The sequence below is a fragment of the Pediococcus sp. AC40 genome, from assembly GCF_030252485.1.
Taxonomy (GTDB): domain Bacteria; phylum Bacillota; class Bacilli; order Lactobacillales; family Lactobacillaceae; genus Pediococcus; species Pediococcus acidilactici.
Map to the genome: position 1 here is coordinate 1,494,232 of NZ_CP127012.1, position 22,218 is coordinate 1,516,449.

The 22,218-nt window shown below is 40.9% G+C and carries 19 protein-coding genes; 1 reads left to right on the forward strand and 18 read right to left on the reverse strand.

Annotated features, from left to right (window positions below; genetic code table 11):
• Positions 1-6: 6 nt before the first annotated feature.
• The 15 genes from asp3 to recX all read right to left on the reverse strand — a co-directional run bounded on the left by asp3 (position 7) and on the right by recX (position 17,854).
• Positions 7-813 (reverse strand): accessory Sec system protein Asp3, encoded by an 807-nt coding sequence (gene asp3 / locus NL111_RS07360; RefSeq protein WP_229091700.1) that lies wholly within the window; start codon positions 811-813, stop codon positions 7-9.
• Positions 806-2,404 (reverse strand): accessory Sec system protein Asp2, encoded by a 1,599-nt coding sequence (asp2, locus tag NL111_RS07365; protein ID WP_058120919.1) that lies wholly within the window; start codon positions 2,402-2,404, stop codon positions 806-808. Before asp2 ends, asp3 begins: the two co-directional genes overlap by 8 nt.
• Complete coding sequence (asp1, locus tag NL111_RS07370) at positions 2,397-3,173, reverse strand: accessory Sec system glycosyltransferase Asp1 (protein ID WP_285110106.1); 777 nt, start codon at positions 3,171-3,173, stop codon at positions 2,397-2,399. The genes asp2 and asp1 (NL111_RS07370) overlap by 8 nt, the downstream gene beginning before the upstream one ends.
• A complete protein-coding gene (asp1, locus tag NL111_RS07375) occupies positions 3,164-4,057 on the reverse strand; it encodes an accessory Sec system glycosyltransferase Asp1 (protein ID WP_285110107.1) in 894 nt (297 codons plus the stop codon). Before asp1 (NL111_RS07375) ends, asp1 (NL111_RS07370) begins: the two co-directional genes overlap by 10 nt.
• A gap of 19 nt (positions 4,058-4,076) precedes the next feature.
• The gene (locus NL111_RS07380) at positions 4,077-5,312 is read right to left on the reverse strand and encodes a preprotein translocase subunit SecY (protein WP_058120921.1); all 1,236 of its coding nucleotides are present in this window, start codon (positions 5,310-5,312) and stop codon (positions 4,077-4,079) included.
• Complete coding sequence (gene secA2 / locus NL111_RS07385) at positions 5,309-7,678, reverse strand: accessory Sec system translocase SecA2 (protein ID WP_285110108.1); 2,370 nt, start codon at positions 7,676-7,678, stop codon at positions 5,309-5,311. The genes NL111_RS07380 and secA2 overlap by 4 nt, the downstream gene beginning before the upstream one ends.
• 764 nt (positions 7,679-8,442) lie before the next feature.
• A complete protein-coding gene (locus tag NL111_RS07390) occupies positions 8,443-9,177 on the reverse strand; it encodes a hypothetical protein (RefSeq protein WP_058121470.1) in 735 nt (244 codons plus the stop codon).
• 244 nt (positions 9,178-9,421) lie between these two features.
• Positions 9,422-9,784: a DUF1634 domain-containing protein gene (locus tag NL111_RS07395; RefSeq protein ID WP_002832198.1), complete on the reverse strand. Its 363-nt coding sequence runs from the start codon at positions 9,782-9,784 to the stop codon at positions 9,422-9,424.
• Complete coding sequence (locus NL111_RS07400; RefSeq protein ID WP_002832199.1) at positions 9,785-10,630, reverse strand: sulfite exporter TauE/SafE family protein; 846 nt, start codon at positions 10,628-10,630, stop codon at positions 9,785-9,787. It lies immediately after the preceding gene.
• 164 nt (positions 10,631-10,794) lie between these two features.
• Positions 10,795-12,963 carry an LTA synthase family protein gene (locus NL111_RS07405; protein WP_128736914.1) on the reverse strand — a complete coding sequence of 723 codons (2,169 nt, stop codon included), beginning with the start codon at positions 12,961-12,963 and terminating at the stop codon, positions 10,795-10,797.
• A gap of 103 nt (positions 12,964-13,066) precedes the next feature.
• A complete protein-coding gene (locus NL111_RS07410; RefSeq protein WP_002832201.1) occupies positions 13,067-14,635 on the reverse strand; it encodes a peptide chain release factor 3 in 1,569 nt (522 codons plus the stop codon).
• A 66-nt stretch (positions 14,636-14,701) separates the two neighbouring features.
• Positions 14,702-15,106 carry a glycerol-3-phosphate cytidylyltransferase gene (gene tagD, locus NL111_RS07415; RefSeq protein ID WP_002832202.1) on the reverse strand — a complete coding sequence of 135 codons (405 nt, stop codon included), beginning with the start codon at positions 15,104-15,106 and terminating at the stop codon, positions 14,702-14,704.
• Positions 15,107-15,181: 75 nt separating this feature from the next.
• Positions 15,182-16,312, reverse strand: coding sequence for an AI-2E family transporter (locus tag NL111_RS07420; protein ID WP_002832204.1), 1,131 nt, complete (start codon positions 16,310-16,312; stop codon positions 15,182-15,184).
• 79 nt (positions 16,313-16,391) lie between these two features.
• Positions 16,392-16,946 carry a DUF402 domain-containing protein gene (locus NL111_RS07425; RefSeq protein ID WP_002832206.1) on the reverse strand — a complete coding sequence of 185 codons (555 nt, stop codon included), beginning with the start codon at positions 16,944-16,946 and terminating at the stop codon, positions 16,392-16,394.
• Between the two features lie 92 nt (positions 16,947-17,038).
• Complete coding sequence (gene recX / locus NL111_RS07430; RefSeq protein ID WP_004165485.1) at positions 17,039-17,854, reverse strand: recombination regulator RecX; 816 nt, start codon at positions 17,852-17,854, stop codon at positions 17,039-17,041.
• A 52-nt stretch (positions 17,855-17,906) separates the two neighbouring features.
• Here recX and NL111_RS07435 point away from each other — a divergent pair, with 52 nt between their 5' ends.
• Complete coding sequence (locus tag NL111_RS07435) at positions 17,907-18,365, forward strand: flavodoxin (RefSeq protein WP_002832208.1); 459 nt, start codon at positions 17,907-17,909, stop codon at positions 18,363-18,365.
• A 201-nt stretch (positions 18,366-18,566) separates the two neighbouring features.
• On the opposite strand, the gene NL111_RS07440 is transcribed toward NL111_RS07435, so the two are convergent.
• The 3 genes from NL111_RS07440 to NL111_RS07450 all read right to left on the reverse strand — a co-directional run bounded on the left by NL111_RS07440 (position 18,567) and on the right by NL111_RS07450 (position 22,206).
• The gene (locus NL111_RS07440) at positions 18,567-19,193 is read right to left on the reverse strand and encodes a GNAT family N-acetyltransferase (RefSeq protein WP_058121475.1); all 627 of its coding nucleotides are present in this window, start codon (positions 19,191-19,193) and stop codon (positions 18,567-18,569) included.
• Between the two features lie 373 nt (positions 19,194-19,566).
• A complete protein-coding gene (rlmD, locus tag NL111_RS07445; protein ID WP_285110109.1) occupies positions 19,567-20,934 on the reverse strand; it encodes a 23S rRNA (uracil(1939)-C(5))-methyltransferase RlmD in 1,368 nt (455 codons plus the stop codon).
• Between the two features lie 273 nt (positions 20,935-21,207).
• On the reverse strand, positions 21,208-22,206 hold the full coding sequence (locus NL111_RS07450) for a diacylglycerol kinase (protein ID WP_002832212.1): 999 nt from the start codon (positions 22,204-22,206) through the stop codon (positions 21,208-21,210).
• Between the last annotated feature and the right edge of the window lie 12 nt (positions 22,207-22,218).

A 22,218-nucleotide genomic window follows, 5' to 3' on the forward strand; every position in this document is an offset into this window, starting at 1 on the left:
TTATTTTTACCGCCTATAAAAATGCAATATTTTTGACAATTCAATAGTTGCATACTTTTCTACCGCGGTTAACCGTTCTTCTTGCGGTGAAAGTAAAACTGTTTTTGGCGATAGTGCGTCAAACGCCATTTTGTTTTTCCTAACCACCTTTTCAAACGACTTAAATGTTGTAGAAATTTCTTTCCGCAATTCCTGTGCTTGCCAATTAGCTCGACTGTCAAACTCCACAAAAATACGTAGGGTACTCTTTTTACCTAAATAAGCTCCTGAATATAGCAGTCGACTACGTAAATAGACTTCTACATCTTCAAAAAAATCGTCTTGGCGGTTCCATATATAGGTAGTATTCATGTAACCACTAGTTGTGGCAACTGCAAACTCACTTTCTAAGGGTTCGATCACTAAATTTTCGAATTCTAATGATCTATTATTCAAGTTAACCAAACTAAGTTGGTAGTGATCCATCTCTTCAGGAACTACAAATTCACCATCTAAATCAATGGTGAGCGGGCCATCAATAATTTCGTCTCGATTATCAAAGAAATCTAACTGGACTTGGACCGATCCCTCGGGAACTACCTCTGCCTTAGCATTTACCTGATACTTAACCCCTCTTTTTAACAACGGTAATTGTGAAAATTCAGAATCACGAATATGGTAATTAAATTTTGATTTCCAAGTGTGGATTCGTTCTCCCGGACTCATCCGCTCATTTTTGAAATAAATTTTGCCTTTTTGATAGTTGATTACCGATCCAAAGCTGTACGTATTATTCATTCGTAACGGCCATCTAATCACAAAATAGTTACTCATCGTCTTCATCATCCTCCTGCGGGCTAAAGTCACGACCGTAGTTGGTTGTTAATATATTTTGGTATTGATTTTTAAACCAAGCACCGAGAGCACCAGTTTGATCATTATGCCGGCCAGTAAATCCTTTATGAATGATCCGCGACGTCGGTGAATGCTTACGTAAGAAGCGATCCAGTTTTTCAAATGCTTCCCCATCGTAATCGTCATCTTTCATATAGACAATTACAAAATTAGTTTTTGAATGATCGTGTTTAGTAAATGAATTCCAAAAAATATCGTCGGCCTGCTTAATATTTTCATCCGCGATTCCACCAGTTAACCGTAATACCACGTCTAAAGAAGTTGGAAATCCGCCAGGTCGGTTGATGCGTTCGTTAGCAGCAATCTCACCTAAGCTAGTTAAGGGCTTACCAACAATTACCCAGTCAGGATTGAGAAACGATGAGTAGTATAAACTAGCAAAGGTTCCCATCGAGAGACCGGATAGGATCAATTCATTTGGTTTAAAGCCTAATTTTTTCAGAGTTGACTGAATAAGATTGATAATTTGGCTCTCTAATTTCTTACCCCCAACGTAGAATGCCCCCCCAAGGATTCGGAAGTCTTCAATTAAAAGGCTTGGCCCCTTTAAACTTCGCATCATGTACATCCCTTCGACACCGGGATTAAAACGAAAACCGGAAAAGTACACCATCAATGGTGGTTTGAAATCACCGGGATCAAAGTAATGGTACAGCGGTTCGCCCATTGCTTCATCGTCAATTTCCATATCTTCACCAATTAGCAAAGTTCCTCTTCCATCACGACCCTCGTTTAAAGTAATCGCTCCCATAGTTAGGTCGACATCCTTACCCTTAACCATCAGTTCAACAAGGATGAAGGCCCCATCGTCATTGACTTCTAGTGGAATGTCATTCTTTAGTTGATCATTATCCACCTCTTTGGAATAGTAAATTTGAGCATCCGCGGGGCTTATTAGTGAAACTCGTAACCGAACGTTAGTAGTGGGGTTATTACGTTTGAATTCCGTATGAATTTCCCAGAGCGTATTTCCCCCAACACCGATCGGGCCATCCCAATTAGCCACTCGTTGGTATTCCTCAATATCATTATCTATAATTCTTAGATAATTATGTCCCAATTGTTTTACAGTTCCCTTAAAAAGAGAATCAAATTGGATGTTATCAAAAGTGTATTTAAAACCAAGTTGGTCATTATAAAATACCTCTTTAAATTGCTTGGCCAAATTCTCTGCATTTGGAATGCTAATGAATTGAGCATTTTTCAAGTGGAGCGCCTGAGTAGCCTCCTTAGAAAGTTCCAGCCGGTCATCTATCAAAATGTTATTTGCTGGTAGTTCTTTTAAAAGGCTGCTTTGTTCAGCAGCTAAATATTCTGGTTGGGTAATTAAAAACATATCATGACGAAAAGCTAAGTTTAGTGCTCCCTTGATGAGCAACCTCTTTTTTTCTTTACCGATCGGCTGATTAACAACTTCCAATGGAACATCAAAAATTTCAAAGTCGTTCTCAATTAGTTCTGCTAATCCTTCAATCTTGGGCCCCAGATGTATAATTTTCATTTTACTCATAGTGTATCCTTCTCTCCCACCAATCGGATTGACGCCTAAATTCTAGTTGTTCCATATATTTAGCCGTGTTTACCAAGGCTACGTTCCAATTGCCTAATTTTTTCAAATAAAAATCTAGCCCTTGCGTTAAACTATGCCCCTCTTTAACAATCCATCCGTTTTCCTGATCAATTACAAACGGACTTTCAACATTATTAATTTGGGGAATTCCGGCACTAATCGCATTAAACTGCATTCGTGCGTCATACGGTTCGCCCATATCAACCAAAATTCTTGCGCGTGATAAATCGTCAAAAATTTGATAGTCCTGCGGCTCTACCCTAATAAGGACGTTCGCAATGTCGGTAGCAAATCTCTCCCAGTCAATTTTTTCACTTGGAGCTTCTTCACCAACCGTTACTGTCATCTCACCCTTCTTAATTGGATGTTCAATTTGCCATTCTTGCCACAGTCGGAACCGTACTTGATTTACTAAATTTTGCACTTCCGTTGCGTTGTTAGGGTTACGTAAAATCTTATCTAAGGTTTCCCGATCTTCAGCTTCAGTGAGAAAATCGTATTGGCCGATTATCTTGTCCAAAATTTTTGAAGATACGATCCTCGCCTTGTCTTCATCAAGCGTTGCTATTATTAACCCTGTATTTTCATATTTTAAATAATAGTCCGTTAATTCGTTACACGCGTTTGTAATATTAGAATCATCATTAGCATCGCCAATATTCCAATAAACAATTAGTTGGCGTTCTTCATTACTATTTCCTAAACGCATGTCAGCGCCATACGGATAGCTAGTTCTAAATGGCTTTGACTAAGTTCATCAACTTCAAGCTGAAATTGTTCAAAAATTGCATAATTCGGAACCACAAAGCTAGCTGCTCCCCTAATTTGCGGAGTTAATTTTTTAATATCTGTCGAATCAACCGTTCCTTGGTGATCTAGCAGATAAGTGACTGGCATCTGTCTTTGAATTTTAAGCATCAACGGTCGAATCATTTCGTCACTGCTAGCAATTAAGCCATCCGCTTGGGGATCAAATTCATTTGCAAATTTCTTATTAACAAATTCTAAATATACATCATCCAAACTAGCGTATTCAGTATGGTTAAAATTATCGTAATTACTTAAAATTCGTACAGGGACTTTAGCATCAGGTTCATAACGCAAAACACATTGTCCAACTTCGTCAAACCAATCTTGCCGTACTAATCGATCTTCATTCATATACTTGGTTGAAGCTTTGAATCCACGGTCATCGTAGATATCAAAAAAGTGTTTTCCAGACTCAATGTTTTCCACAGTCTGAACAAACCCTTGACTATTACCAATCAACGTTGCTGCTAATTCATTTCCTCGGTATCCGAGCATTGCCCAAGGTCCCTGGACTATTCGCACGTCATCAGGGATCTCTAAACTCTCCGGGCCAAGCGGCATCCCGTCCGTTCGCTCAATCCCTAAAATGGCGTCCCAGAGGTTCCAAAACGGAAGGTTAGTTAATCCATTTACGTGTAAAAGATACCTTAGATTAGGCAAGAAATTTAGTACCAGTAATTTTACTGGTTTATCCCCGCTATTTAACAAACTGATTAAGTTTTTTAACGGATTGTGATTTAATTCTTTAATATCATTTGTCCATGCTGGGGCAATATAAAACATTCGCTTTACTCCTTATAACTTACAAAAGATCGTACTGCGTTCTTAAGTACATTGTCTTTAGCTGTTCTAACGTAGTGTCCATAATCGTAACCACGATTAAAATACTAGAATACGCAAACGTAAAATTAGTTACGCCCGGTACGTATAACCCAATTATTAATGGGGTTGCGATTACCGTTAAAAAGTATCCGTTGGCAGCTGTACTTAACCTAATTACGTGGTAATTCAAATATTTTTTGGTATCCTTACCTGGCGCAATTCCAAAAATATAGTCTCCCGATTTTTTTAAATTTTCTGCCTGGCGTTCCGTTTGCAGGTTCATAAAACTAAACGCGTAACTTAAGAACACTACGACTCCACAATAAATTGCAATCCCAACTGGATTACTAAAATTAATGTACGTTTGAGTAAAATGGCTAAAACTGCTATCCGGATTAAAATTAGCAATATAAGTAGGCATAATAAATACCGTAGTGGTAAACATGAATGGCATGCTTCCTGAAGTTAAAAAGCGAATTGGTAAGTATGATTCTGAAAAATCATTTTGGATATTTGGGCGCTGTAACGGAATTCTTAATTCTGCCTTATTGAAAAATACCGTAGCGATAAAGACCACTAATACTGATACTATTAAGGCTATCCAGAGGTTGGTTGAAAACGTCTTAACTTGATAGCTTCCCACTCCGGGACCGTGCATCACCATCATTGGCATACTAATGAAAATTCCCGGCATAATCATAACTCCAGCACCGCCGACCCCATATTTAGTTGTCATGTCAGCCATCCACGATACCATCATTGCTCCCGCAACCAAGACCATAAATGCCGTTGCCACGTTAAAATCAAAGCCCCATAGTTTGACTCCTGAAGGGGTGATTTGATCACGCATTACAAACATAAATTGTAGTGTTTGAAGTATCGCAATTACTAAAGTAATCCACCGTTGGATATATCCTCGTTTTGAATCACTAATCTTGTCCATTAAATTAGTATTAACCAACTGAACGGCCTGAAATAAAATCATCCCAGTCATGTATGGTCCTAAACCAATTGAAAATAGCGATGCAAACCTATACTGTCCCCCAGTAAGCATTGAAACATTTCTCAATAAAGCTGAACCATTCAATGCTTTACGACTCATTTCAGGATCTAAGCCTGGAACAGCAATTTGCCGGCCTAACTCCATTAAAATAATCATAAACAGCGTAAAGGCAATGCTAGAAACCAACTCTTTTTTTTCACTACTTTTTCTCATGGAAATTCCACCTTAATTGATTCATTTTTACCAACGATCAAATCTGACAACAACATATATTTGATCGTATCGCGCCAAAATGATTTCTTCATTTGTTTAAATGAATTCATGGCCTCTTTTTCGTACTCAAATATCGGGTTATGCTGTCCTAACGCCCGACTAGATACTACCGTTTTTAACTGTGTCAGGTTATCCACTTGTTCAATCCAAGCCATGTCCAACGCCTTTAAAATTGACAGCCTCTTTAAGTAATTTTGCTTAAATTCGTTATCTAAAATTACTTTTTGATCTTCCCATTTTTGTTTTGCAATGTTTACAACGTATTGCTCAATTTGTTCGGGACTTTCCAGAATTTTAGAATCGATTTGTAAATTGTTGTAGTTATAATCCAAATTATTGATGATAAAGTCGCTCAATTTTTCCCTTGTTAGGTTCTTTTGGCGCGCGTATGCTTTAAAAAAGTTATCCCAAATTCGTTGCGTAATTTCAGTTAAGTCCCCATCAGACATTACGTAATCACGAAAATCATAAATCATTTCACGTTGAATCCGTAAGGTATCGTCCATTTTCACAGAACTTTTACGACCTGCTTCAGCTTGTGCATCCGCGGCTTGTTGCGCATGTTCTACAATATTTCGATCGCGCCGTCCTTTTAACGGCTCGCCGTATTTTCTTTTACCATCTTTAAGTGCTTGGGCTAAACGAATTCGATACTTTTCTACCCATTCGGGAGCATTCTCAATCACCACTTTATCGTCAAGTGAAACTAGAAAAATACTTTCTCCAGGGTCTCCTTGTCGTCCGGCGCGCCCCCGTAACTGGTCATCTACCCGGCGGCTATCCATTCGTTCCGTTCCAATTACCAACAAGCCGCCCTTTTCTTTTACTCCAGGGCCAAGTTTAATATCGGTTCCCCGACCGGCCATTGAAGTTGCAACGGTAATCGCACCGGCTTGTCCAGCATCAGCAACGATCAGCGCTTCTTTAGACGCACTCTGCGCATTTAAAACGTTATGAACAATCCCATTTTTGAGCAGCACCCGTGAGTATAATCTCGACAACGATAACGAACCCATTTTTAATAAAACCGGCCGTTGAATTTCATATGCGTTTTTCACTAATTTTATGGTCGCGTCAATTTTTTCGTCCATGGTTGCGTAAACAACATCGGGACGGTCTATCCGAATATTCGGTTTATGGGTAGGCACCCTTAAGACCGGTAAGTTGTAAACGTCCATAAACTCCCGGGCGGACGTAACCGCGGTCCCCGTCATCCCGGAAAGCTTCTTAAACATCTTGAAGAAATTCTGCAACGTAATTGAAGCCATTGACCGAGTTTGATCAGTAAGGGGGACTTCTTCCTTAGCTTCCATCGCTTGGTGAATCCCAGATTCACGTTTCATCCCCGTCAGTGCCCGACCATTTTCGCTATCTAAAAGCAATACTTGGTTATCGACCACCACATAATCTAGGTTTCGTTTAATCGTATAATTTGCTTGTAGTGCTAATACCAAGTGACGATATAATTCGGACCATTTTGGAGAAACTAAATCGTCTACTCCTAAATACTCTTCTAAATGTTTGATTCCTGCTTTTGTGAACCAAACGCTCTTTAAATCTTCACTAAACTCGTAATCTTTGTCTTTTTGCAAACTTTTTACAATGCGATCCGTTGAGTTAAAAAGGTTCGATTGGACCCGCGGAGAACCCGAAATTACCAATGGCGTTTGCGCAGCATCAAGTAACACGGAATCCACTTCATCAACTAACGCAAAATTTAAATCGTTAAGCTTTTTATCTGTGACATTTTCCACCAAGTTGTCAGTTAAGTAATCAAAGCCCAGCGCACTATTCGTTGTATAAACAATGTCATGGTTATAAACCGCATGCATATCTAATTCTTCGTCATCTTCGCTTACTCCAGCCGTACTAGTTAAACCCATCCAGTGGTAAACTTTACCGGTTTCTTCCGCATCCCGGTTTGCCAAATATCCATTTACCGTAACCAAAAAATTACCCGGGCCAGTCAGCCCGTTTAAGTACATTGGCATGGTGGCGGTTAAAGTCTTACCTTCACCGGTATTCATCTGGGCTACTGCTCCAAAGTGTAAAATCACGCCACCTAGCACTTGGTTTTCAAATGGTTTTAGCCCTAAAATTCGGTAATCAGCTTCACGGATGGTGGCGTACGCATCTACCAGAATCGAATCCAAACTTGCACCCTGTGCGAGTTTTTCTCTAAAGAAGGTAGTTTTTGCTTGCAACTGCTCATCCGTCAATTGTTGGTATTCTTTATCTAAAGCTAAAATCTTTTTAGTGATTTTCGAATACTTTCTGAGACGAAAGTCATTAAAATCGAATCTCATCTGTCTACCTCTATTCTTTATCGTACATTCAATGTAACACACCACGTTTATTTTTTACAGGAAGTATGTTACACGACGTTAATTTTTTTGCGATTTTACTTAGCCTATTTACTTTTAAGTAGAAAATTGTTTAAATGGCATTAAGAACAGCTCGTAATTAAAGGGGGTCTTTACCATTAATAATTCGTCCGAACAAAAAAGTCAGCTACTTGAAAAGGATATCGAAAAAAGGGTATCTTATGAGAAGGAAATCCAAACTCCTCCGCGTACACAAAAGAAAAAGAAGGGCCAAGCACCGGAAAAAATTATTTCCGTAGTTTTCTTCTTAATTATCTTAAGTAACTTAGTTTACATGGCCGTTGGTTTCATGCATCACTAACTAGTTCCCATTTTGGATTAGGGACCTTCCGTAATTGAGAAGGTTCTTTTTGTATATTCACTGATTTTGTTGTATAAATTAGCCAACGCTTTCATAATTTAACATTCTTGATTTATATTACCCTTTAATGTTACACCCTTAACCAAGATTGTCTGTCTCAAGATTTTAAAAAAACAGCATAAAATAGAAAACTATTTTTTTGCATTAACTAAATTACCTTTTATACAAAAACAGCTTTAAAATTACCGGCTCTCACCCAATTAATTTTAAAGCTGCTTAATCTAACCCACGGGGGATTTAAAATAGCTTCGCTAAGCTCTCTTCCCAGCCCATTTCTTTATAGTCAAATTGCTAACCACTGCTTAGTTTAGATCCCTTAACCCGCTTATTTATGTTTAAACCAGGCGCTACTACGTTCTTGGAACCCGTTAAAAATAGTACTAACCTCTCGACCGTGAATTAAGCGGTTACTAAAATAACGGTAGGCCACATAATTCGAAATCAACATTTCAAAATGTCCTAAATTGTAAGAAGCATCTCCCTGTTTGACTTTCAATTCGGCTTCGGTAATTAATTTAACCATAATTCCTAAATACTCGATTAAAACATCCCGAGTCCCCACCATCACACCTAAATTTAGGATTGGTAAATCATTATTTTCCCAAATAAAATCCCTCATGTAGGTAGGGGCATCATTACTAATAATTATCGACGTGTTAAAAATTGGGCTTGTTTCATCACCCATATACAAAATCCCCTCTTGTACATTATCAAAGGGATAATTAAGCATTGTTACATCAGCTGCATCGGTTAGGGCAGCTTTTTTAATTTCTGGGTGAGCTTTTAAAAAGTCAAAAGCCATTAAAAGTCGTTGGAAATACAAGGTTAAGTTAGGAAAATGTTCAAATAAGTCGAGATGAACAATGGTTAGTCCGCCACCAATGTGCTCCCTGCCCGGCCCGTTCGTTAATACGTAATAAGGAACTTTAAAATCCGCCAAAGAGTCTGCTTGTTCCTTCACTTTTTCAGCAACGTCTACATTGCTATTGTCTTCTCCGTGAAGTTCATCAACCATATTAATGATGAATTCACTTATTACGACGTTTGGTTCCACTTTCATATAAAACTCCCTCATCTATGCTTTGGCATAATAATTATACCGGACGTTAAAATTCCATCTCGTTAATTATAACTTCTACACAGTGAATTGTCTACGTCATCAATTAGCGCACATTTTTTATTATCAGCTAGTTCCGTCATAATCTTACTTCTGGATAATTTTTACCTCTACTATCTTTCAACAATAATTTCCTAATAAAAAAGCTAGGAAAGTTTGTCAACTCTCCTAGCTTAATTAATGGTTATTACCCTTGGTAACCAATTGTCATCCCGATAATTAGAATAATTAAAACAATTGTCGTAATCGTTACGTACAGTCGATCCCCTTCCTTAGCAAAGGCGTAGATTGACACCACGACTCGCAAGACAGGGGTTAAAATTAGCAGAAAGATTCCCAACATTAAAACTGCGTAGGGCTTTAATTGCATAGCTCCTTGGAAAATTATTCCCAATCGGGTTGGTAAGGCACCGGCATAACCCGAACCATTTTTTACTAACCATAAACCGATTCCGCAGATAATGACGATTGCGGAAATATAAACCCCAACTTGTAAAATACGGCCAATCAATAATTCGACGTGATTCATTTCTTTTTGTTTAGCGTTCATCTAAAAGTTCACCCCAAATCCTTTTAAAACCATTTGTAAGCCCATGTATAGCAATACCGGAATGAAGATTAACCGAATCCACCGGGGACGAAGGCGCTGCATAATTCGGCTCCCTAATTGGGCACCAAATAAAATTCCAATTGCTAAGGGGCCCGCAATGTCAGCATGAATCGAGCCGTTGAAGAAGTAAACCATCGCACTAGCCGCAGCGGTGACTCCCATCATTAAATTGCTAGTGGCGCTAGAAGGTTTTAACGGCATCTTCATGATGTTATCCATCGCCATCACCTTAAACGCGCCGCTTCCGATTCCTAAGAGTCCGCTAGCTAATCCAGCGCCAAACATCACTGCCGAACCTCCTGGAACATTTTCCACTTGGTAATCAATTTGTTTTTTCAGCGCCTTATCGTAGTAACTGCCATTAAGGTTAAGTTGGTTAGCTAAGCGATCATTCTTTGCGCTACCTTCTTCACTGCCCCCTTGACGGAGTTTTCGGTACATGTTCCAACTCGAAAAAACGAGAAACGATCCAAACAGTACGTAGAGGACCGTCGAATTAAAAAGCCCGGTCATGATCGCCCCCACAATCGCTCCGACCGTGGTCGCAATTTCCAAAAACATCGCTACCCGCAAATTAAGCATCTCGTCCCTTAAGTAGGCAATGGTAGCACCTGAACTAGTCGCAATTACGGCGATGATACTTGCCCCAATTGCGTATTTAATATCGAGTCCCATCCCAATGGTCAAGACCGGGGTGATAATCATCCCGCCCCCAATACCAAGGATGGCGCCAAACACTCCGGCCAATAGACCGACCAGCAGTAAAATGATTAAATGACTTGCCATAAATCAAAGTCTCCTTCTAACTTAATTAAATTTTTAAAACTCCACGATTCTTAACTAGTATTTTAATCTAAAAAACAAAAGAGGTTGGGAAAAATTTCCCAACCTCTCCATGCTAATTCTTAATTTTGTTTGGGCTAATCGTGAGTCCCTTAAATTGTTAATATCTATTTATCTTCTTGGGTAACAGTATCTGCGGAACTACTTCCTGAATGACTGCTATCTTCCGAAGAATTGTTGCTTGAAGAACTCGAACTAGCCGCCTTCTCTTCATTTTCTGGTAATTCCGGTGCATCGGTTACGTAATCGTCAATCGTTGACCGGCCGTGATTTTGTTCGAGCAAACTAGTCTTGGATTTTTGCGCCTTCTTTAGATTCTTCAAGGCAGTTTTCTTAGTGTAGCTGTAATCCGCCTTATTGACCTTCTTAAACCAGTCTAAGTCTGCAAAGCGCAACAAATCACCATTAATGATTCGATCGGAATAATTCAACTCATTATTAACGTACTGTTGAATTTGTTTAACCTCTCGTTTTTGACTAGCCGTTTCGTCAGTAATCTGCTCCCCAGTAGCCGTGTAGTATAAATCACCACCGTACTTGGTGTACTTCTTAGAAACGAAATCCCCGTTTCGGAACGCCACAATTTGGTTATACTGCTTAGAATTAATGTCGTGACCAAATTGATAAGCTCCTGGCGTATCAATTCCTAAGAGGTTCAATAGGGTTGGCATCACGTCAATTTCACCACTGTAGTTGTGGTTGACGCCTCCCTTTAGACCCGGAGCATGAATCATGAACGGTACCTTTTGGAACATAGCCAAATCATAATTAGTAACCCCTTTTAGACCTAAAATCTTGGCAATTGCGGGTTTATGATTGTTTGAAATTCCATAATGATCACCGTACATCATGATCAAACTCTTATCGTAAAGTCCGGTCTTCTTCAAGTAACTAATTAGTTCCCCAACCGCTTGGTCAAGGTAATGGGCCGTTTGAACGTACGGGTCAACGGTTGAATCCCCCGTCTCCCACGGATCAATAGAAACGTTTTTCTTTTCGATTCCGTAAGGATAGTGGTTAGAAACCGTGATTAATTTTGCATAGAACGGCTGTGGAAGCTCTTCAAGGAATTTCGCGGACTGTTGTAAGAACAACTTATCCTTCATTCCATATCCACTTACGTAACCCTTCTTCAACGAGTAGTATTGCTTACTGAAGAAGTACTGGTAACCAAATGATTTATAAGCGTTATCCCGGTTCCAGAAACTAGCTACGTCCCCGTGGAAGGCTGCGGTAGTGTAACCGTGCTGATCCATAATTGCGGGCATGGATTGGAAGGTGTTGGTAGTACCATCCGTAACCATCGCTGATCCTTCAGGTAATCCAAACAACGAATTTTCTAACATCATCTCGGCGTCGGCCGTCTTTCCTTGTCCAACTTGGTTAAAGAAGTTGTCATAAGCTAGCGTGTTCTTGTCATTGTAGAACTTATTGATGTTAGGAGTAATTTCCTTTCCCTTCCACTTTTGGTTAATGACAAATTGTTGCAAACTTTCCAAGTGAATAATAATTACGTTCTTACCCTTCGCAACACCCTTATATTCGATGTTGGCGGGCACGTTATTCTTCTTTAAAAACTCGTTAATTGGTTTTAATTGAGAACTTTTGGCTTCTTTCTTTTTATTACTATTCTGAACGGTCTTAACGCCGTCATACAGGGTGAAGCTTTGTAATCCCAAATACTTAACAATGTAATTATTATCAAACGTCCGGGTCAGCAATCCGGAACGGTTTGAATAAGCAAGGGCTAAGTTAGCAGCTAGGACTCCAATTGACAAAATCGTGACCGCTAATGAATTAACCAGCTTGAAACGCTGTTGGTCAATTTTAACAAAACCAAACGCTAAAATTGCAATGACGAAGATTACATCCACAAACACTAAAAAGTCGGTTGGTCGTAAAATTCCCATCAAGCTTTTTCCCAGGTTATCCGAAGCGGCACCCGAGCCCTTGATTAAGTTAAAGGTGATAAAATCTGAAAACTCTCGGTAGTATAAAATGTTGGCAAACAGCCAGGTTGATAAGATTGCATCCATTACAATCATGTACCAATAGGCCCATTTACCCCGGATATATAATCCAATTCCAAATAATAGAATGGCAAAGCCAAGGGGGCTGATGGCTAAAATTAATTCCTGCATCCCACCTTGAACACCCAACGTAAACTTAGTTTGGTACGCAATGTATGATTTCAACCAAAATAGCCCGGTAATCAACATAAAGAACCCAAACTTGGTGTTCACACCCCGGCGAAACTTACCCCATAAACGATTCATGCTATCGTTCCTCCACATGATATTTCTTAAATAACTTATCCATTATAGCCCATAATTTACCTAGTTGGCTGTTTGAATCAGTTACTTTAGAAAGTTTTATTTTTTAAAGTTTTGCGGTGAGTTCTACGTCAGGATACTTGCCTTTGAACCAACGTTCCGCGAATTGATTTTCGAATAGGAAGAGCGGTTGTCCAGCGCGGTCCTTCACCAACAAATTCCGGGAAGACGACATTTTTTCGTCCAGTTGTTCCGGATTGATCCAGCGGGCAATTTTCTTGCCCATTGGTTGCATTACCACTTCCGAATTGTATTCGTTTTGCATCCGGAATTGGAACACTTCAAATTGCAATTGACCTACGGCGCCAAGGATGTAATCCCCCGTAGTGTAGTTTGTGTACAACTGCACCGCACCTTCCTGCACCAATTGCTGAATTCCCTTATGGAAGGATTTTTGTTTCATTACGTTCTTTGCAGAAACGCCCATGAACAATTCTGGAGTAAATTGCGGCAGCTTTTCAAATTGTACCGGTTGCTTGCCAGCGTAAATTGTATCCCCAATCTGGAAATTCCCCGTATCGTATAAACCGATAATATCTCCAGCAACCGCACGTTCAACATTTTCCCGTGCATCCGCCATAAATTGAGTTGAATTGGAAAGCCGCAACGTCTTACCAGTCCGGTTTAAAGTAACGTCCATTCCCCGATCAAATTCTCCGGAACAGATCCGTAAAAAGGCAATCCGGTCCCGATGGTTAGGGTTCATATTCGCCTGAATCTTAAAAACAAATCCGGAGAATTCTTCGTCAGTAGGTTGAATTTGTTCGCCGTCCGCCACTTTATGCGCGGATGGTGCCGGAGCAAATTGTAAATAAGCATCTAGGAAAGTTTTTACCCCAAAATTAGTTAAAGCTGAACCGAAGAAAACCGGAGTCAATTCACCCTTAGCAATCTTAGCCTCGTCAAATTGGTTCCCCGCTTCCTTCATCAAGTCCACTTCCATCATTGCGTCTTGGAAGACACTTTCTTCTTCAATGGGATTAGGTTCTTTTAGTTCACCGTTACTATCAAGCGCTAAATATTCGGGCTCGTCAGTATGTAGTTCAATCCGGTTGTTGTAAATGTCATACAAGCCTGCCAGACCTTTTCCCATCCCAATTGGCCAATTCATTGGGTAAGCGTCAATTCCCAGAACTTCTTCTAGTTCATTTACTAGGTCGAGAGGTTCACGGCCGTCGCGGTCCAACTTGTTCATAAAGGTAAAAATTGGAATTCCACGCATCTTACAAATTTGGAATAACTTTTTAGTTTGGGGCTCAATCCCCTTTGCGGAATCGATCACCATCACCGCGGAGTCCACGGCCATTAGGGTCCGGTAAGTATCTTCCGAAAAATCCTCATGTCCAGGAGTATCCAAAATGTTGATTCGTTTTCCTGCATAATCAAACTGCATCACTGAACTAGTTACGGAGATTCCCCGCTTCTTTTCAATTTCCATCCAGTCTGACTTAGCGTAGTTACCCGTCTTCCGAGCCTTAACCGTTCCGGCTTCTCGCACTACGCCCCCAAACAATAGTAATTGCTCGGTAATGGTGGTTTTCCCCGCATCCGGGTGAGAAATAATCGCAAAAGTGCGTCGCTTATCGACCGCCGCTTTTAATTCTGCCTGGTTCATATTCGTTCCTTTCCCTCTAAAAAATAAGATTGGAATCATTTTGATATCCCAATCTTAACTGTTGTCTTAATCTTTTTTATAATCACCAAGACCTAAATCACGCTTGATTTTAGTTGTCGAGATTCCTTCGGTCCGTGGTAAATAAATAACTTTACAGTAATCCTTGAGAAAATCAAATTGACCCTTCCAGTCGTCGCCCATTACGAAAATATCAATATCATTTTCCTTAACGTCATTTATCTTTTGATCCCATCCGCGTTCTGGAATCACTTCGTCAACATATTTAATCGCTTCTAAAATATACTTTCGGTCTTCGTACGGGGTGTAAGCTTTCTTGCCCTTAACCGCATTAAACTCGTCCGTTGATAAACATACTGTCAAATGGTCGCCTAATTCACGTGCCCGCTTTAACAACCGGACGTGTCCTTTATGCAACAGGTCGAAAGTCCCGTAAGTAATTACTCTTGTCAAGATTTTTTTCTCCTTGAAATAATTTATCTAACTCTGTAGATATTACCATATTAATAGCAAACTACCAAATTTAGCCTATTTTTCTGGCTTAACCTTTTCTTCAATCTTATCTCGGTCTAAAACCCAGATATGGTGGATAAAGTTAATTAAAACTTTAACAATTGCGTAAGTCGGTACCGCCAAAATCATTCCCAAAATTCCTGCAAGTTTTCCCGCTACCAACAATAAAATAATGATGGTTAACGGATGAATTTGCAAGGACTTGCCAATCACGTTCGGGTATATTAGATTTCCGTCCACTTGTTGGACAATTAAGACCACGATGATCACCGAAATCACCTGTTCGGGAGACTGGGCAATTGCTACTAGTAGCGAAGGAAAAATCCCAAAATAAGGTCCAACATACGGGATGATGTTGCAAATCCCCGCGATCACGCCGAGCACCAACCCATACGGCTGATGGATAATCATATAGCCAATCACGGTAAAGGTTCCCACGAAAATACATTCAATTACTTGTCCAGAAATGTAAGAAGACAGCGTGTCACTCATTGAATAAAATAAATTTAACACACTTTTGCGGTTGTGTTCTGGGACAATCCGCGAAATTGTCGGGATTAATTTGTAACCGTCCTTTAACATGTAAAACAGAATAATGGGCACCGTAATCACGATGACTGTGATGTTAGTAAGCGCCGCGATAATATTACCGATGCTGTTAGTCATGTTCGCCAAAAATTGCTCTGCGTATTGGCCAATCTCATTATTAAGATTTTTTAAATACGGGTCAAAATCAACCTTGCGAAGCCAGGAATGGTCGACTAGCTGAGGAATGGCAACCTGCAGTTTCTTGGCAATCATTGGTAAATTCCCTAACATTTGGGAAATTTGATCGATCAAACTGGGCAAGAAAGAGCTGATTCCCCAAACAATTAGGAGCAGGAATCCCACAAATACCAACACCACTGCCCAGGTACGCGATATCCGAAACTTCTTATAATGGACCTTCATCAACAACTTCACCAACGGATGGAGCATGTAGTATAAGAAGGTCGCCAAAATTAACGGCATGAATACCGTGCTAATAAACGTTCCAATCGGGCTAAACAAAAAATCAATTTTAGTACAAACCCACAGCAAGGTCGCAATAATTAACAATTCCAACGACCAGTACATTAAGGGCGTTTTACGAAATTTCTCAAACATTTACCAGACTCCTCATTTTCATCTATGTTCAGTGTATTCTTTTTTAAAGAAAAGGGAAGTGCTCTTCACACCTCCCTTTTTACCGAGTATTGCGCTCCGCTATATTCAGATAACGTTTGTACCAAATATTAATAAACTCAACCGAAAACGGTCCACGCTTTTTATTTATCCAATCCGTCAGTTCCCGTACACTATCCAGCAAAATCTGAATCGTGTCCGCGGAATAGTGCCACTGCCGACTGAACTGCTCGAATTCGTCCGTATCCAAAAGGCGTCGTTCGCCATTGGGAAACACCTTAACATCTAAATCGTAATCAATGTACTTGAGGGCTTCGCGATCCAAAACATATGGTGACGCAATGTTACAGTAATAGGAAACTCCGTTATCCCGAATCATCGCCACCACGTTAAACCAAGTATGCTTATTAAAATAAACCAGCGCCGGTTCCCGAGTCACCCAGCGGCGGTCGTTATCCTCAATCACCACCGTGTGATCATTACAGCCAATAAACTCGTCTTGACTATTTTTTAGAACCATTGTTTCACGCCAAGTCCGATGCAAACTACCATCATGCTTATAGCTTTTTATCGCAATATACTCGCCTTCCTTTGGTCCATCTGAGTATTGAGACATAGCATAAGCCTACTTCCTACAGCTGAAAGCTTTCAATTTCTCTTCAATTATACCAAAGTGGACTTTAATTTTGCACTATCCATTCCAGAAACTTAAGAATCATTTTCGTTTAAAAAACGTTCAATTAATTCCATTTCAAAGCCTTTTTGATATAACGACCGTTTAATTTTAGTGGTTCGCTGGTATTCCGGTTGCCCCTGGTACCGACGTAACAGTCGTTCACCTAATTTACGTAGCTTTTCGTATTCTGCATCGCTATCGACCGTAAATTCGATTTCAGCAAGTGCTTTTTCGATAATTTCGCTAGTGAAACCCTTTTGCATCAAATTTTGCCGAATTTTCAACTGTTGTTGCCGGAGTGCTTGTGCCTGATGCCGTTTTTGCAGTTTCTGTCCGACCCGGACTGCTAGAGCCACCTGTTCAGCATCAGTAAATAGCTGCAATCCCGCTTGCAAGTCGTTTTCCAGCACCCCTTTTTGCCGTAAATGATTAATTAGGTACCGGGGCCCCTTGTCGCCCGTCCGCATCATCGTGCGCACGTAGCTTTTGGCATACTCCCGATCGTCTAATAGATTCAAATCAGCTAGCTTAGCAATCACCGCTTCGATTACCGACTCCTCGTAATCCTGCTGACGTAATTTTTGGCGTACCTCATTTTCCGTACGCAACTGCCCGGTTATATAGGTTAGCGCAATATTATAAGCCTCGGCATTAGTTTCATACTCGCCAATTTCCTTTAATAAAGTGCCGTTCACGGCCATCCCCTTACCTAACCGAAAGTGAATGAAGGTTTCCTCGCTAATTGGAAAAGCGTACTCGCCGTCCAAAAAAACGTTGTAACGCCCTGCTCGTTTTTGTGCGGTAATTTTAGTAATTTTTTTAGTTTCTTCAGAATTAATGTTAATCAACTCCTTTTTTGCTATACTTTGATAGGAAAATATTGGAAAGAAGGATCAAACTATGCCAACTGCAAAAGTTGTTTTTGCTACCATCACTGGTAATAATGAGGACTGTGCTGACATCATTACCGAAGCTTTAGAAGATTTAGGCGTGGAAGTTGACGAAACCGAAATTTCACAAACCGACGCTGCCGAACTTAAAGACTACGACATTAACGTCATTGTCCCCTACACCTATGACGAAGGAGCACTGCCCGAAGAGGGGCTCGACTTTTACGACGACCTAGCCGACCTTGATTTGAGCGGCAAAATTTACGGAGTCGCTGGATCAGGAGACACATTCTACGAAGAATTTTATTGCGTCGCCGTTGACAAGTTTAGTGAAGCTCTCACTAAGGCTAACGCAACTAAGGGAACTGCCGATCTTAAGATTAACTTAGCTCCCGAATCGCAAGAGGATCTCGATCACCTAGATCAATTCGCCCAAGATTTGGTTGACGCCTATAATGCCCAAAATTAATTCTTGTATGTAGCAAAGCGTAGAAGCCGAATTTGGTTCAGTTTCTACGCTTTTTGGTTTGCAAACTTTTACTGCCGAATCCTAACCACCACGATTAAAGATTTCCTTCGACTCTATTATAGCAAAGGTACCCACTAAAAAAGCTAAACCCGTCACTTAAAGACGGAGCGCCTCGTAATCGTGACGAGTTTACTTTTCAAGTTAAGCTAATTGCCCGGGAAGAACACGCTTTTCTTTTGACGGAAATTGCTGGTCAAATTTATTAACGTCGCTTTCACTGACGTAATATGCTGAAGGCGTGTAGTAGAGTGCTCCTTGTACTTGCTCAAAGAAGCCTTTCCGTAATTCCTTTGCCAAAAAATATGGGATTTCTCCGTTTTCAGGTTCACTTGCGTAACGAATTCCCTTGGTAGTCGCAACTTCAAAACCAGCGTGCTTATAAAAAGCTAAGTTACCTTCAATGCATAGTGCGGAGGCACCCCATTTACGCGCTTGAGCAATGCCATAATCGAGCAGCTTTTTCCCATACCCCTTTCGTTGGTATGCCGGGGCAATTGATAATGGTCCAAATGTTAAAACGGGCACTTCATTCCCGTTTTTATCAACCATTTTTGCCTTCACAAAGCAAATTTGCCCGATAATTTGGTGGCCTTTTACCATCACCAAGTTAAGCTGAGGGACAAACTCGCGACTTTTTCGTAGGACATGTAATACGTAATGTTCATAGCAACCTGGCCGATAAACATTCCAAAAAGCTTCCCGCACCATCGCTTCCGTTTCCCGGTAGTCAGCTGGTTGTTCTAAACGAATCAAATAATCTTTTTCCATTTTAACGCTCTCCTTAAGAATTGAATTCAATGGCAATTCCAGAAGATTTGTAGGCCAAACCTTCTGGCTAACCTACAATCGCTAAGCTGCTGTAATTAATCATTCAACCTCTCCTTAATAAATTTGTTTTGAGCTTATCAAAGAGGGTTAGGAAATTCAAGAAAATACCTTACAAGTACAAATTTTCAGAATCGTTTTAATTGCCATTGGAGTTATTTTGGCTAACTTAGCGGGTAATCATTAAAATAACTGCCATATGTAAAAAAGTGTGCCCCTAGTATTCAATAGGGGTACACTTTTTAGTTTGCTAAACATTTTAATTATTTTTGCCTTTTAGTTTCCATTTGCAGAAAACCCATTATTTCTTCGTCGCTTAGCTCCTCGACATTACTGTGACGCTCTCAACATGCGGCGTCTGCGGGAACTGGTCCACTGGCGTGATTGGTTGATCCACCTTGTAGCCTTGAGCCTGGAACCGGTCGATGTCTCGAACCAGCGTTGCTGGGTTACAACTGACGTAAACCACTCGTTTAGGAGCCATTGCCACGGTTGCGTTAATCACACTTTCGTCGAGGCCTTTGCGTGGCGGATCCACTACCACAACGTCTGGTTGCATCCCTTCAGCTTGCCACTTCGCCATTTGGTCTTCCGCCTTGCCGACCACAAATTTAACGTTCTTAGCTTGGTTTTGAACGGCGTTAACCTTCGCGTCCTGGACGGCTTCCTTAACAATTTCGACTCCGTAAACTTTCTTGGCGGCTTGCGCCATCGCTAGGGAAATCGTCCCAATTCCACTATAAACGTCCAAGACCGTTTCTTTACCAGTTAGGCCGGCTTTTTCGATTGCTAGCTGGTAAAGCTTTTCAGTTTGCACTGGGTTAACTTGGTAGAAGGAATGTGCTGAAATAATGAATTTTTGACCCAACAGTTCATCGTGAATAACCGATTCACCAGCTAACAGGCGATCTTCCTTCCCCATAATTACGTTAGTCTGCTTAGGGTTAATATTTTGAATTACGCTAACTACCCCATCAATTTGATGAATTGCCTCAGCAATTTCGTCTAAATGGGGAACTGAGCTGGTGCGGGTGATCAACACCACCATAATTTCGCCCGAACGCCGGCCCCGACGGACCATGATATTCCGCACTACGCCGCGTTGGTTAATTTCGTCGTAAGGTTCAATTTGGTATTCGCGTAAAATGTCCCGAACTTGGAGGATTACTTGGTCAATTACTGGGTCTTGAATGTAAAAATCTTCAATCGGCACTAAATCATGTGAACCGCGCTTGAAAAAGCCGGTGGCTAACTGTCCCTTAACTTTTCGAACCGGAACCTGCGCTTTATTTCGGTATCCCGTTGGATTTTCCATCCCGACCGTTTCCGCAACTTCAATTTGTTCCAAGTGAGACTTTTGCAATAAGTTCTTAATTTGAGTTTGCTTAAATTTTAATTGCGCGGGGTACGCAATGTGTTGCAACGGTGCAATTCCCGTTTGCGTATACGCGGCATCATTTCCCGCAACCCGGTCTGGGCTTTCCACTAGAACCTTTTCTACCCGGCCAAACGCAAAATTTTTCTGCACTTTAGTGATTTTGACTTGAATTTGTTCGCCTGGGATACTGTCGGCAATGAAAATTGGAAAATGCTCGATTTTAGCTACGCCCATTCCTTGATAAGTTAAGTCGGTAATGGCTACCGTATACGTTTGGTTTTTTTCTACTGGTGCTTTAATTTTCATTGATTTCCCCTTATTGATAATCTAATAAACAGAGTGGGACAAAAGCCGGGTAGTTTGTGAGCATTAACCGGAAATCGCCGGTTCCGACTGATGTTGCCGGAATTACCGATTTCAGGTTAAGCGGAGCAAACTGACTTTTGTCCCACATTTTAGCTTCATTTAAGTTAATGGTCCAAAGTGCTTTTCAGTGCTTTATGGATCCTTGAAAAACACTTTTGATTTTTAATGCATGACGATTAGCAGTGATCAACCGTAGTTAGTCACGGTGCATGATCACTCTTGATCATCATCCTGTGATAAATTTTGAACTTCAGCAACAAATTGTTCTTCAACTTGGCGATACTCATCGTCTTCCGGTTCGCTGACCGGGACGCTATCTAAATTAGTAAACATGTCGATATGCCGTTTTAGGTTCTTGAAAACCATTGGGGCATCACCACCATATTCACCATCTAAATTAACCATGACCCGTTCATTAACCGGATTAACGACGACCTTACGCGCCTTTCGGTAAATAATCCGCGGGTCGTCAACGTGCTTGCCGTTAAGCGCCTTGACCATCAAGTGTAACAAGTCAGGTAAACTGCTAGATTTCACGATGATCATGGTGAATTTTCCATCATCTAACGAGGCGTCGGGCACAATTTGTTCAAAGCCCCCAATTGAATTGGTTAATGCCAAGAAGAACATGGACGCTTGCCCATGGAAATGTTCTCCATCGTACTCAATATCCATCTCGACCGGCTTCACCCGGGGCAACATTTCCGCCCCCTTCACGATGTAAGCTAAGTATCCAAAAATACTCTTCAAGTTGGATGGCACGTCGTAGGTCAATTCGGTCAGCAAACCACCCGCTGCGATATTAATGAAGTAGTTATCCCCGGCTTTACCAATGTCCATCTTCATCCGTTGATTTTGGAGCACTACCTTTGCGGCCGCCACCGGATCTTCCCGGGGAATCCGTAAAGCCCGGGCGTAGTCGTTGGTGGTTCCAGCAGGGATGATTGCCAATTTAGGCCGCCGGTGGAGCGGAGCAATTCCGTTGACCACCTCGTTAATGGTCCCGTCGCCGCCCGCTGCCACAACTAAGTCAAAACCATCCTTAGCAGCTCGGTGCGCTTCGTTTTTGGCAGAATTAGGTTCCGGAGTTGTTGCAAATGCACTGGTCTCATATCCCGCCTTCTCAAATACCGCCAGAATTTCAACTAAATGCTGCTTGATCATTTCCCGACCCGAAGTCGGGTTATATATAATACGCGCACGTTTTCGCATCGCACGTTTTCC

Coding starts and splice junctions, on each gene's coding strand:
- asp3 (WP_229091700.1), bottom strand. CDS start 813: ATGAGTAACTATTTTGTGATTAGATGGCCGTTACGAATGAATAATACG.
- asp2 (WP_058120919.1), bottom strand. CDS start 2,404: ATGAGTAAAATGAAAATTATACATCTGGGGCCCAAGATTGAAGGATTA.
- asp1 (WP_285110106.1), bottom strand. CDS start 3,173: ATGCGTTTAGGAAATAGTAATGAAGAACGCCAACTAATTGTTTATTGG.
- asp1 (WP_285110107.1), bottom strand. CDS start 4,057: ATGTTTTATATTGCCCCAGCATGGACAAATGATATTAAAGAATTAAAT.
- NL111_RS07380 (WP_058120921.1), bottom strand. CDS start 5,312: ATGAGAAAAAGTAGTGAAAAAAAAGAGTTGGTTTCTAGCATTGCCTTT.
- secA2 (WP_285110108.1), bottom strand. CDS start 7,678: ATGAGATTCGATTTTAATGACTTTCGTCTCAGAAAGTATTCGAAAATC.
- NL111_RS07390 (WP_058121470.1), bottom strand. CDS start 9,177: ATGAAAGTGGAACCAAACGTCGTAATAAGTGAATTCATCATTAATATG.
- NL111_RS07395 (WP_002832198.1), bottom strand. CDS start 9,784: ATGAACGCTAAACAAAAAGAAATGAATCACGTCGAATTATTGATTGGC.
- NL111_RS07400 (WP_002832199.1), bottom strand. CDS start 10,630: ATGGCAAGTCATTTAATCATTTTACTGCTGGTCGGTCTATTGGCCGGA.
- NL111_RS07405 (WP_128736914.1), bottom strand. CDS start 12,963: ATGAATCGTTTATGGGGTAAGTTTCGCCGGGGTGTGAACACCAAGTTT.
- NL111_RS07410 (WP_002832201.1), bottom strand. CDS start 14,635: ATGAACCAGGCAGAATTAAAAGCGGCGGTCGATAAGCGACGCACTTTT.
- NL111_RS07420 (WP_002832204.1), bottom strand. CDS start 16,312: ATGTTTGAGAAATTTCGTAAAACGCCCTTAATGTACTGGTCGTTGGAA.
- NL111_RS07425 (WP_002832206.1), bottom strand. CDS start 16,946: ATGTCTCAATACTCAGATGGACCAAAGGAAGGCGAGTATATTGCGATA.
- NL111_RS07435 (WP_002832208.1), top strand. CDS start 17,907: ATGCCAACTGCAAAAGTTGTTTTTGCTACCATCACTGGTAATAATGAG.
- NL111_RS07440 (WP_058121475.1), bottom strand. CDS start 19,193: ATGGAAAAAGATTATTTGATTCGTTTAGAACAACCAGCTGACTACCGG.
- rlmD (WP_285110109.1), bottom strand. CDS start 20,934: ATGAAAATTAAAGCACCAGTAGAAAAAAACCAAACGTATACGGTAGCC.
- NL111_RS07450 (WP_002832212.1), bottom strand. CDS start 22,206: ATGCGAAAACGTGCGCGTATTATATATAACCCGACTTCGGGTCGGGAA.